This is a genomic window from Pseudomonas sp. BF-R-19 (genome assembly GCF_019956445.1).
Taxonomy (GTDB): domain Bacteria; phylum Pseudomonadota; class Gammaproteobacteria; order Pseudomonadales; family Pseudomonadaceae; genus Aquipseudomonas; species Aquipseudomonas fluorescens_BH.
Map to the genome: position 1 here is coordinate 1 of NZ_JAHBDN010000121.1, position 9317 is coordinate 9317.

General features: G+C 51.4%; 9 protein-coding genes. 8 read left to right on the plus strand and 1 reads right to left on the minus strand.

The genetic code is table 11. The features are described 5' to 3' along the window. The first annotated feature begins 681 nt into the window (after positions 1–681). The 8 genes from KGB28_RS30560 (at position 682) to KGB28_RS30595 (ending at position 8670) form a co-directional block, all read left to right on the plus strand. Entirely contained in the window at positions 682–1536 is an 855-nt protein-coding gene (locus tag KGB28_RS30560) for a MurR/RpiR family transcriptional regulator (RefSeq protein WP_223449147.1), read from the plus strand. Between the two features lie 2 nt (positions 1537–1538). Beyond that, a complete protein-coding gene (locus KGB28_RS30565; RefSeq protein WP_223449148.1) occupies positions 1539–2183 on the plus strand; it encodes an isochorismatase family cysteine hydrolase in 645 nt (214 codons plus the stop codon). Beyond that, positions 2180–3535, plus strand: a complete 1356-nt coding sequence (locus tag KGB28_RS30570; RefSeq protein ID WP_223449149.1) for a glutamine synthetase family protein — start codon at positions 2180–2182, stop codon at positions 3533–3535. The genes KGB28_RS30565 and KGB28_RS30570 overlap by 4 nt, the downstream gene beginning before the upstream one ends. Then, positions 3519–4271 carry an N-formylglutamate amidohydrolase gene (locus KGB28_RS30575; RefSeq protein ID WP_223449150.1) on the plus strand — a complete coding sequence of 251 codons (753 nt, stop codon included), beginning with the start codon at positions 3519–3521 and terminating at the stop codon, positions 4269–4271. Before KGB28_RS30570 ends, KGB28_RS30575 begins: the two co-directional genes overlap by 17 nt. Before the next feature lie 151 nt (positions 4272–4422). Continuing rightward, positions 4423–5766, plus strand: coding sequence for an APC family permease (locus KGB28_RS30580; RefSeq protein WP_223449151.1), 1344 nt, complete (start codon positions 4423–4425; stop codon positions 5764–5766). A gap of 144 nt (positions 5767–5910) precedes the next feature. Then, positions 5911–6957, plus strand: a complete 1047-nt coding sequence (locus KGB28_RS30585) for an ornithine cyclodeaminase (protein ID WP_223449152.1) — start codon at positions 5911–5913, stop codon at positions 6955–6957. Positions 6958–7241: 284 nt separating this feature from the next. Next, the gene (locus tag KGB28_RS30590) at positions 7242–7466 is read left to right on the plus strand and encodes a transcriptional regulator (protein ID WP_223449153.1); all 225 of its coding nucleotides are present in this window, start codon (positions 7242–7244) and stop codon (positions 7464–7466) included. A 583-nt stretch (positions 7467–8049) separates the two neighbouring features. Beyond that, complete coding sequence (locus KGB28_RS30595) at positions 8050–8670, plus strand: tyrosine-type recombinase/integrase (protein ID WP_223449154.1); 621 nt, start codon at positions 8050–8052, stop codon at positions 8668–8670. A 118-nt stretch (positions 8671–8788) separates the two neighbouring features. Here the strand turns inward: KGB28_RS30595 and KGB28_RS30600 are convergent, their stop codons facing one another. Then, on the minus strand, positions 8789–9007 hold the full coding sequence (locus tag KGB28_RS30600; protein ID WP_034149083.1) for a hypothetical protein: 219 nt from the start codon (positions 9005–9007) through the stop codon (positions 8789–8791). Positions 9008–9317: the final 310 nt, after the last annotated feature.

The following is a 9317-nucleotide window of genomic DNA, read 5'->3' on the forward strand; positions in this document are numbered from 1 at the left end:
ACCCACTAACAGAGCGGCAATGGTCAACGAAGGGCCGAAAAACCACGCAATGTGGTGAGTAGGTTCTCCGATGGTGGCCGTGCCTGAGTTCAGGCGAGTTGAAAACCCGACTTTTTCAACACAATCGGCCAAAAGCAGTCACTCAGCTTCACAAGAACGCGGCCCCCGTAAAAGTCTTTGCGGTGGCCACTTGGACAGAAAGCTTGGAGATATCCGCACGCAACGCTTTCGCATTAATGCCATCGGTGTCAGCGTTACGTTCGGAGAGAGTGATTAAAGTCTTGTCAAAAACTCGAACTGCGTGCTCAACGTTTTGGCCATGATCAAGAAGAAAGAGAACATCTGGCGGTGGGCATTCAGGCGCCGGTTGACGAACAATATGTGGTTGTTGCCATCCGCACTGTTTTGAAGAATGAATTGCACTCCTGATTGCTGCCGAGAAAAGCCAGCCTCAAATCGATGGCCGGAAAGGCGAGTGAGTGGTCAGGCGCCTTTCGGCAGGAGCCTGTCAACGTGACTCTTCTCCTCATGTGCAAAAATCAACGATTTGAACAACCCCCCCCCTTCTGTAGTGAAAACGACAAGCGGCACAAAAAACGCTAGACATGTTCGATTCACTACACATAGACTCGCTACATCTGGTTCTGTAATAAAAACAACAGCGCTTTGAAAGGCGATCCAATGACAAATTTACGAGAAAGAATTACTGATGTTGCTCTGAAGCCAACCCCTTCGGAGCGCAAAGTAATCCGTGTGCTGCTTGACCAATACCCGCGAAGCGGGCTTGGATCAATGGCTCGTTTGGCGGAGCAGGCTGGGGTCAGCGACCCGACAATCATGCGGTTGGTAAAGAAGCTTGGATTTGGTGGGTACGCTGATTTTCAAGAAGCCTTGCTCAGTGAGATGGATCAACGCTTACGCTCGCCCATCACGCTACTACAGCCCCGCTCTCACCTGAGCCAGGACAATGCCTGGACAATTTACTTACAAGACAGCGGTCGCACCCTTCAGGAAACTCAAGCACTTACTCAGCCCGAGGATGTGCGCGTTCTCGTTGATTGGATTCTCGACAACCGGTATCAAATTTTTTGCTTCGGCGGTCGGCTCAGTAGTTTCCTCGCGGGCTACCTTGTCAATCACCTCCGCTTGTTGCGTGCGGGTTGCCATACGCTGGAAGACAATGCCCAGCTTCCAGACCGGATGTATGACATCCAACGTCAAGATGTCGTGCTGCTTTTTGACTATCGCCGCTATCAGACTCAAGCACTTCGTGTCGCCACGGCAGCCAAGGCCCGGAATGCGAGGATTGTCCTTTTCACAGACATCTACGTGTCACCCCTGCGCGAACTGGCCGACCTGATCATCAGCGCCCCCGTCGAATCGGTATCTGCCTTTGACACACTGGTTCCAGCACTCGCGCAAGTAGAAGCGCTGATCGCCACCCTCACTCAACGCAGTACCAACCTGAATGAGCGCCTGGAAGGCATTGATTCGCTGCGTGCCGGTTTCGCCGCTCACCTCTTGGAGGAAAAATAATAATGTTCACTCTTCCCCATCATTCTCCGCGTGATTTGCCATTCAGTCATGGCCACACGGCTCTCTTGCTGGTCGATATGCAACGGGCCTGGCTGGACCCGCAGTTTGATCCTCATCTTCAGGGGCCGGACGCGGAATACTTTTTGACTCGCACTCGCGCAATGGTGATTCCGAACCAGATAAAGCTGCTGAAGGCAGTGCGCGATACCCGTCAAAATGTGCTTCATACCATCATCGAAAGCCTCACGGCAGATGGTCGTGACCGTTCGCTCGATCATAAGTTGTCGGATATGCACTTGCCTAAGGGCAGCTTCGAGGCTGGCATCATTGATGAGCTTGCCACCACCGAAAACGAGATTATCCTGCCCAAGACCTCGTCGGGCGTATTCAACTCGACCAATATCGACTACGTACTGCGAAATCTTGAAACCCGACATTTGATCATCGCCGGTATCGTCACAGACCAATGCGTGGACATGGCGGTTCGGGACGCAGCGGACCGGGGCTACCTGGTCACCCTGGTCGAAGACGCTTGCGCGACTTACACAGCGCCAAGGCATCAAGCCTGCCTGGACGCCATCAAGGGTTATTGCTGGATAACCGACACTCAGACCGTGATCAACCGTTTGCAGGAGATTGGAGCATGAGCCTGTCCAATGCAGATAAAAAAACCATTTCCCCAACGGCCATGACCACCATTGTCACGACTGACTTGATTGGTGTAACGCGCGGGCGTTCATTTCCCGCCGACGAACTTGAGAATTATCGGATCGCAGGCTGTGGCTGGGTTCCTGCCAATAGTGCACTAACGCCACAGGACGTGGTTGCGTCGCATAACCCATGGGGATCTTATGGTGATCTGCGTCTGATTCCGGACATAGGTAGCCGCGTACGAGTGCCCAATGGCCCGGACGCCAACGCGCCTGGCCTGGACTTTATCCACGCGGATATCTGTGAAACCGATGGTCAGCCATGGCCGGCCTGTCCGCGCACTTTATTGCGTAATGAGATCCAGCGATATCGCGATGACCTGGGCCTTGAGGTGACGGCGGCGTTCGAACACGAATTCAATCTGGGCTATCTGGATTCAGCCAACTCACACCATGCCTTTTCCCTCGCGGCTCAACATCACGCGGCGTCTTTCGGTGGCTGGTTGCTGTGCGCTCTGAGGGCAGCCGGTGTCGAACCGGAAATGTTCTTACCGGAATACGGCAAGGCTCAATATGAAATTACCTGTCGACCGATTCAGGGTGTCGCCGCTGCCGACAGAGCGGTGAACGTACGCGAAATCACTAGGGAAATTGCTCGGCAGATGGGCCTGGAAATCAGTTTTTCTCCCAAGCTCGAACCGGATGGCGTCAGTAACGGTGTGCACCTGCATATCAGTTTGCAGGATGAGGCTGGAAATCCAGTCATGTACAGCGCAGAGCAAAGCAATGGACTGTCGACACTGGGCGAACATTGGGCAGCGGGAGTTCTGAAATATCTGCCGGCCCTGTGCGCGTTCAGCGCGCCGACACCTATCTCGTATCTGCGTTTAAAACCTCATCACTGGAGCGCTTCCTACGCAAATCTGGGTCAGCGCAACCGAGAGGCTTCACTTCGCATATGCCCGACCATCACCATTGGTGGCAAGTCACCGGCGAAACAGTACAACCTGGAATTTCGCCCGCTCGATGCGACGTCGTCGCCACACTTGACCATGGCGACAGTGCTGATGGCCGGCAGAATAGGCATCGAGCAAAAGCTGGTACTGGATTCCTCTACCGATGAAATTCCGGACACGCTGAGTGAAGAACAACGCCAGGCGCTGAACATCGTGGCTCTGCCCGATTCCCTCAGCGATGCGCTTGCCAGCCTGCGAGACAGCAAAGAACTGTTTGAGCAACTGCCGAAGTTACTGCTCGATGCGTACTTTGCCATCAAGGCTGAAGAGCTGAAGTCGACGGAGACAATGACCCCTGCCGAATTGTGTGAACACTATGCGCGCCTCTACTGAAACATCGGAGTATGACCTGTACACCAAGCCGGTCTACTCCGTAAGCCGAGAAGACGCCGAACACCCGGTCATTTTGGTCTGCGAACACGCCAGCGCTTACATACCGGCTGAACTGGCTGACTTGGGCCTGAGCGACGAAGCCGCGAAGGAACATATCGCTTGGGACATCGGAGCATTGGCGTTAGCCGAGAGCCTGTCGAAGGCACTGGGCGCAACCTTGATATCAGCCAACTACTCAAGATTGTTGATTGATCTCAACCGACCTTTGGAAGCATCCGATAGCATTCCCGCGCGCAGCGAGATTTACGATATCACGGGCAATCAACATCTGGATGAAGCCACACGGCAGTATCGGCAGGAATGTCTGTACACGCCTTTTCATCGAAAACTGAGCGAACTGATCGGCGCTCGATTGGCGATGGAACGAGAAGTCCGAATCATCGGTGTTCACAGCTTCACCCCCCTTTATCACGGCCAACCACGCGCGATTGAAGTCGGCATTCTGTTCGACCGTGCCCATGATTACGCACAAAAATTGATTCGAGGCCTGGCGGCTCACGACCTCAAAGTTGCCGCCAACGTGCCTTACGAGATCAATGCGCTTGAAGACATGACCGTGCCCTTTCATGGCGATCAACGCGGTATCAATGCTGTACTCATTGAGGTGAGAAACGACTTATTGCAAAAACCGGAAGCTGTTCAGTCATGGTCAGACTACTTGGCACCCCTGCTATAAATGCTGTTGCTTGTTAAATCGGTAATACAACTATAAAAAACCGCTTAGGCGTCTTTTAACCTACCGGGTTTAAAAACATGCTCCAGCCATCATGCCGCACCTGGCAAATGACTGAAGCATCCGCCTTACTTGCATACGGAAGTACCAAATCATGGCAATTGAAGAGTTTGGTTATAAACAAGAACTGAAACGTAGCTTAACGCTTACAGACCTTGTCATTTACGGAATGATCTTCATGATCCCTATTGCTCCCTTCGGAGTATATGGGTATGTGAACAGTGAAGCGCCCGGGATGGTGCCGCTGGCTTACATAATTGGCATGGTGGCTATGCTGTTCACCGCCTTGAGTTATGGGAGCATGGCTCGTGCATTTCCCATTGCAGGTTCGGTTTATTCATATGCTCAACGCGGGTTGCACCCGCATGCCGGATTTATCGCAGGATGGCTACTCCTGCTCGACTACCTGCTGATTCCGCCATTGCTATACATCTATGCGGCGATAGCGCTGAACCATCTCTATCCCGCCATTCCGAAAACCGGGTTCATCCTTGCTTTCTTGATTAGCGCCACGCTCGTCAACCTGCGCGGCATGACCTTCACTGCACGCATGAACATCGTCTTTCTAGTGGCACAACTTATCGTTCTTGGCATTTTCCTGGCTTGCGGTTGGAACGCCCTACACACGGGAGCCGGCAACGGGCACTTGACGCTGGCGCCGCTGTACAATCCCACGACATTCAGTTTCTCACTGATGATGCAGGCCGTTTCCATCGCGGTTCTTTCTTTCCTCGGCTTCGATGCAATTTCTACCCTGGCTGAAGAAACCAAGGGCGATGCGGGTCGCAGCGTGGGCAGAGCGGCATTGATCAGTTTGCTGGTAATGGGTGGCATCTTTGTCGCTCAGACTTGGCTGGCCGCCGATCTGGCGGCGGGTATGGGCTTCACTTCAGCCGACTCGGCGTTCTATGAAATTGCCGAAATTGCTGGTGGCAGCTGGTTGGCATCGCTGACAGCGATAGCCACGGCGTTGGCTTGGGGAGTGGCTGTCTCGATTACCTCTCAAGCTGCCGTTTCCCGGTTGCTGTTCGGTATGGCCCGCGATGGAAAACTTCCGAAGGCCCTGGCAAAGGTTCACCCGAAGTACAGCACGCCATACGTGAGTATTTATATAGTCGCCGTATTGTCGATAGCCATCTGCTACCTCTTTATAGATACCGTGGATACGTTGACGTCGCTCGTTAATTTTGGCGCCCTCAGTGGCTTCATGATTCTACACATCACCGTTATAAATTATTACTGGCGCCGCATGAAATCCCGCGACATCTGGCGTCATCTGATAACTCCGATACTCGGCTTTAGCATCACCTGTGCGATCATGTACAACATGGGACTTGAGGCACAGAAGCTAGGCTGTATCTGGATCGTCGCTGGCCTCTGTTATCTTTGGATACTTAACCGAAAAGGTGTAAATCCGGCATTACCAAAGGTGATTTAGCATTATCCATGCACTAACAAGTCTCACTGATTGATTTTTTACTTTAATGACTGATTCCTCTTGGGCGCAGCAGCTGTGCTGCTGCCCGATGAGTTGCACCTGAAATTCATTAATCACTCACCATCTAACACAGAGGATGACGAAATGACTCGATATATTGACGTAGACAATCTCAGCCAATTAGTTTCACGAAAAGGTATCTATTCATTCCTGTCCGAAATGGCAGAATTTATCCGTGAAGACTATCTTCGTTGGCACGATTTCGAAAAGTGTGCACGTTTAGCCAACCATTCCGCGGAGGGCGTCATCGAGTTGATGCCGGTCTCGGATGCATCGCTGTACGCCTTCAAATATGTGAACGGCCATCCGAAAAACACCCTGAGCGGCATGCTGACGGTCATGGCATTTGGTGCGCTTGCTGATGTCGAAACTGGCAAGCCCGTTTTACTCAGCGAGATGACGCTTACGACAGCAATCCGTACCGCCGCCACCTCTGCCTTGGCTGCACGATACATGGCTCGATCTGACGCACGCACCATGGCGCTTATCGGCAATGGATCACAAAGCGAATTCCAAGCCATCGCCTTTCATAAGATGCTAGGCATCAACGAGATCCGATTATTCGATATCGATCCACAGGCAACCAGGAAACTGGCGGCCAATCTCAAAGGATTCTCAGACATTAAAGTAGTCATCTGCTCCTCTGTCGCTGAGGCCGTGCGCGGCGCCGACATCGTGACCACAGTGACAGCAGATAAAGCCTATGCAAACATTTTGACTCCGGAAATGATTGAACCGGGCATGCACCTGAACGCGGTCGGCGGTGACTGCCCTGGCAAGACCGAACTGCATAGTTCAATCGTCGAAATGTCCCGTGTTTTCGTAGAATACGAACCGCAAAGTCGTATCGAGGGTGAAATTCAGCAAATGCCTGCGGATTCGCCGGTTACCGAATTCTGGCGAGTTGTAAAGGGCGAAGTGGCCGGCCGTGAAAATGCAACAGACGTCACCCTGTTCGATTCGGTCGGCTTTGCGCTGGAAGACTATTCTGCCCTGCGTTATGTACTGGCTGTTGCACAGGAGTTTGATATCGGGAGTACCATTGAGCTCGTTCCAGAATTGGACGACCCCAAAGATCTGTTTGCACGGCTGGATTTAACAATCGGAGTTCAACAGAAAAAAAGGGCCTGACGTGGCAATTTCCAATGAAACCATCTATTGAAAATTATCTAATTTATAATTAGATGGCACCTGCTTTAAAATAGCTGAAGGTTACGTCTACCTCAATCACGTGAGCAGACGTAGCTTTTGGCAGCAGCAAAAAAATCCAGCTATAAGTTTCAATACAGATCACCAAAAATCAACACCCATTTAGCTTCACCTTATCAGCAGGATAATTTGATTATAGCTCTTAAGCTTTCAAACTAACCAACGACCATTTCTATAGCTAATATTTGAAAACACATGAGGTCCGAATGGCCAGCACGACACTTGGCGTAAAATTGGATTCCCGAACACGTGATCGTCTAAAAAAAGCAGCGAATCACTTGGACCGAACGCCCCATTGGTTTATGAAAATTGCGATTAAGGATCTTATTGAAAAAGTCGAATCGGGTGTGAAAATCGAAGAAATTATTGATGAAGCACAACTACCCAGCGACGAATTGAAGCATAGCGTCACGATTCGTGATCGCCAGTGAATCATCCATATGAAAATAGAAGCTTGTTAATAAGATCGGATTAAAATACATAACTTTGCAGCGATTACTGGCCGCGCCGCCGATGAATTCAAAGGCATTAGAGACCGCTTCAGATCACCTATCACAGAGTGAGTCCAAATCAGACACCTAGTTTTAATACCGTACGTGAGTCATTCTTCAGGCAGAGGTGTCGTTGAAGCTCATTGAAGAAGCACTTTCCGAAAGGTCTGGGAATTTCGGGGCATTTTCATAGAATTGATTCTATCGGACGGTAGTTTGATTGTTCGCCCACTAGATTCCTTCAACACGGCGCAGTTGCTATGCAGCAATAATGGCATTCTCCTATTTTCCGAAGAGGTGAAGTTGGCATTGAACGCACGATAGTCTTTCACGCGCTGGAGAACTTTGGATTACGTCACATAACTTTCGTTCACAACCACGAAAGTTTACGACATTGACAATGTTTGACCGGCAGCTATGGGTCGATTTATGCCTTTGCTGACAGGCAGCTATAGGTCTGATAGCGACCACCAGCCATTGTGACTGATCCACCCTTGTCTTCCCTCAACGTGGAGGACGAGCCATGAACACTGTTGCTAGATACCGCCATCAGCCTTGGAACAAGGGAAAGCTTGTCGGTCAGAAAGCCCCGCTCCGAGTCAGAGATATCTGGGCTATCCGCGTAAGACTTCAGCTTGCGGATAAGACCCGGGACTTGGCGCTGTTCAACTTGGCCATCGATAGCAAGCTGCGTGCCTGTGACTTAACCAAATTGCGGGTCCGAGACATTGCCCATGGGGAGCATGTATCGTCACGGGCCATCGTGATGCAGCAGAAAACTCAACACCCAGTGCAATTTGAAATCACTGAACAGACCCGAACGGTTCTGGAAGCGTGGATGCGCCAGGCGCGTCTCCGCAGTGAGGATTTCTTGTTCCCGAGCCGGTTGCACGCTTCAGAGCATTTATCCACCAGGCAATACGCTCGAATAGTCAAAGCGTGGGTGACAACCATTGGTCTTGACCCAACCATGTATGGTACTCACACGCTACGGAGAACCAAGGCTTCGTTGATTTATCGCAGGACGAAGAACCTGAGAGCGGTCCAACTTCTGCTTGGTCATACGAAGCTTGAAAGCACTGTCAGGTACTTGGGAATCGAAGTCGATGATGCCTTGGAAATGGCGGAGCAGACGGAGGTCTGACCATTCACTGCGACGGTCGTGCCAGACCGTCGCTATCCGTCCCCCTACCATTCAGTTGTGTCTACAAAGTCAGGGGGCCATTCAAATCAGAAGGCAGCCCTGGACCTCACTGAGTGATCTAAGACTGGCGTACCCTCATAATGGAATCTGTGATGGCCTGAGCATTTGTGTCCAGCGTTTCCATTGCCGATATCGCATTAGCGGCGACACTGCCTACCCCATTTTCTGACAGCCACTTGGTTATTTCTTCTATCGCTGCACATAGGGCGTGCTGGTTGTGGAGGAGCAATGTCAGAGCGTCCGCAGTGGCGATCTTACAATCTGAGTTATCGGGCATGACGGTCGTCCTTGAGTAATGATGCCGGAAGCCTAGCTCATCTCGCCGTTGCCTTTCCCAGATATACCCAGCTATTTGGATTCGACCTGACAGTCCTTTGGACCGAATTTGACCAGTACGTCCCTAGATTATGACCGGCAGAGGTCGACCCAAAGCTGACAGTGGCGATTGGCAGAAATCGACCCAGGCTGTGTGAAAACGCCAGTGTTTGTCTAACCTTCTGATCGTCTAGATCGTATTGGGGGCGATCATGAAGCGATTCATTGAAGGTGAGGCTCGGACGCAAGTCACGTTGCTGCCTGAGTGCTTG

Bases quoted from the DNA above. Each gene is read 5' to 3' on its own strand.
- KGB28_RS30565 (WP_223449148.1), top strand. From the start codon at position 1,539: ATGTTCACTCTTCCCCATCATTCTCCGCGTGATTTGCCATTCAGTCAT.
- KGB28_RS30580 (WP_223449151.1), top strand. From the start codon at position 4,423: ATGGCAATTGAAGAGTTTGGTTATAAACAAGAACTGAAACGTAGCTTA.
- KGB28_RS30575 (WP_223449150.1), top strand. From the start codon at position 3,519: ATGCGCGCCTCTACTGAAACATCGGAGTATGACCTGTACACCAAGCCG.
- KGB28_RS30570 (WP_223449149.1), top strand. From the start codon at position 2,180: ATGAGCCTGTCCAATGCAGATAAAAAAACCATTTCCCCAACGGCCATG.
- KGB28_RS30595 (WP_223449154.1), top strand. From the start codon at position 8,050: ATGAACACTGTTGCTAGATACCGCCATCAGCCTTGGAACAAGGGAAAG.
- KGB28_RS30560 (WP_223449147.1), top strand. From the start codon at position 682: ATGACAAATTTACGAGAAAGAATTACTGATGTTGCTCTGAAGCCAACC.
- KGB28_RS30600 (WP_034149083.1), bottom strand. From the start codon at position 9,007: ATGCCCGATAACTCAGATTGTAAGATCGCCACTGCGGACGCTCTGACA.
- KGB28_RS30590 (WP_223449153.1), top strand. From the start codon at position 7,242: ATGGCCAGCACGACACTTGGCGTAAAATTGGATTCCCGAACACGTGAT.
- KGB28_RS30585 (WP_223449152.1), top strand. From the start codon at position 5,911: ATGACTCGATATATTGACGTAGACAATCTCAGCCAATTAGTTTCACGA.